The organism is Methylibium rhizosphaerae (assembly GCF_006386545.1).
Taxonomy (GTDB): Bacteria; Pseudomonadota; Gammaproteobacteria; order Burkholderiales; family Burkholderiaceae_C; genus Pseudorivibacter; species Pseudorivibacter rhizosphaerae.
Genome location: NZ_SWAR01000126.1, coordinates 1 through 1,331, shown reverse-complemented (window position 1 = coordinate 1,331; position 1,331 = coordinate 1). Strand labels below are relative to the sequence as shown.

General features: G+C 61.0%; 2 protein-coding genes. Both read right to left on the bottom strand.

Annotated elements, in window-relative coordinates; genetic code table 11:
• Window positions 1–258 precede the first annotated feature (258 nt).
• The gene (locus E8D38_RS27730; RefSeq protein WP_140637499.1) at window positions 259–513 is read right to left on the bottom strand and encodes a DUF6429 family protein; all 255 of its coding nucleotides are present in this window, start codon (window positions 511–513) and stop codon (window positions 259–261) included.
• A 165-nt stretch (window positions 514–678) separates the two neighbouring features.
• Window positions 679–1,119: a hypothetical protein gene (locus E8D38_RS27725; protein ID WP_140637497.1), complete on the bottom strand. Its 441-nt coding sequence runs from the start codon at window positions 1,117–1,119 to the stop codon at window positions 679–681.
• Between the last annotated feature and the right edge of the window lie 212 nt (window positions 1,120–1,331).

Sequence of the window (1,331 nt, the reverse complement as noted above, 5' to 3'; positions counted from 1 at the left end):
TGCGTCGTGACGCCGGCGGCTGGCCGGCTTGGCGTCTGACATGGTGTCCACCTAACTTGTTTGGTGGGCACCATCCTGGCTGCCGGGCACGGGCCGTTCAAGGTGAGTTGGCCGGACGGATACCGCTGACTGCCTGACTGCGGCCGATTGCCCAGGCTGGCCTTCTAAACATCGCGGGTCCGCGGCTCCCGCTCGGGATCTATGGACCACCGCCCATGCGGATGTCCCTCGCATCGCCCCGAGTGCACCGGGCCGCCTCTATGGCGCCCGCTGGGATTGAGGCCCGTCGGATACACCGAACCACTCGTCAGCAAGCTGCTTCGCCAGTTGTAGCCCTTGCTCGGTCAGGTAGACGGATTCATGTCGCCCGTGCGGGTTCGTGATGTAGCCCTTCTCGTGGAGCGAGTCCATGACATCAAAGTCGTATCGCTTCCACACCCGGCCGTTCTCAAACTCGAGCGCCCCCAGCAAGGCCAGAACGGCGGTCTCGATCTTGGCGTCGTCGTAACGCATGGGATTGCTCCTCGCCGCAGAACACGATTCGCAAGTCTTGCATCGACCGCCAGTCCATACCGCGACAACCGTATCGCTTTCGTGGTCGATCCCGCTGATCACGCCGTCGTTGGTGGGGAGCGTCAACGAAACCGATTCAAGCTCCGTGTCCGCTCGATGGAAGGGTTAGGTGCCGGCGGCAAGGTGCTTGACCTCCACTTGTAGCTCATTTGCGAAGAAATCAGCGACCCACAATGTGTGGCCATCGGGGGCAACGGCCTCCACGATAAAGGCAACCTCATGCGAGCCCGTTGGGTGAATGTGCACGACCGTACCTCTATCGCCGACGCGCGGTTTCCGCTTGACGCCTTCTGTACCTTCGAAAGAGCGATCGCAGCTTCGTAGAGCCACAACGCGGACAACATCAAGTTCCTCAATGGGTAGCTCACGAGTAAAGCGGCGTGCGATAGAGAACGCCCGATGCCGTAGGTTCTGCGAGAGCACCTCCGTGGACGCGAGCTTGTGAAGTTCGTTGGCGATCTCCACATCGATCGGCGCGCCCTCCTCCAGCCAAGCAACGGCTAGACCGGACCAGTAGTCGCTTGACCAGCGCAGGCCCGCGAGCATGACCTCACGAGCACTGGCGAGGACGGGCGAATACGCGGAGTACGATGACTCTAGATACACGACGAGAGCTCGCGGATCCACTTTAGGCACCTAACGTTCGACATGAGCGGCAGTTTCCGGCTTGCCGGAAACTGTTCGCTCGATGGAGGGGTTAGGCGGCTGCTGCACTACAGACCTCGCATTGAACCATTGCACTTTCCGCAAGCGCATCT